This is a genomic window from Kineosporia sp. NBRC 101677, assembly GCF_030269265.1.
In the GTDB taxonomy this organism is placed as follows: Bacteria; Actinomycetota; Actinomycetes; order Actinomycetales; family Kineosporiaceae; genus Kineosporia; species Kineosporia rhizophila.
This window is the reverse complement of record NZ_BSTA01000058.1, coordinates 1-291: the sequence shown is the minus strand read 5'-3', so window position 1 is coordinate 291 and position 291 is coordinate 1. Positions and strand designations below refer to the sequence as shown.

Annotated in this window: 1 rRNA gene; it reads left to right on the top strand. The window is 58.1% G+C overall.

Annotation, left to right across the window (positions count from 1 at the left end):
• Positions 1–291: ribosomal RNA gene (locus QSK18_RS35730) — 16S ribosomal RNA — on the top strand; the annotation flags it as partial.

Here is a 291-nt window from a genome sequence, read left to right as displayed (position 1 = left end):
ACCTGCAGAAGAAGCACCGGCTAACTACGTGCCAGCAGCCGCGGTAATACGTAGGGTGCAAGCGTTGTCCGGAATTATTGGGCGTAAAGAGCTCGTAGGCGGTCTGTCGCGTCTGCTGTGAAAACCTAGGGCTTAACCCTGGGCGTGCAGTGGGTACGGGCAGGCTAGAGTGCAGTAGGGGAGACTGGAATTCCTGGTGTAGCGGTGAAATGCGCAGATATCAGGAGGAACACCGGTGGCGAAGGCGGGTCTCTGGGCTGTAACTGACGCTGAGGAGCGAAAGCATGGGGA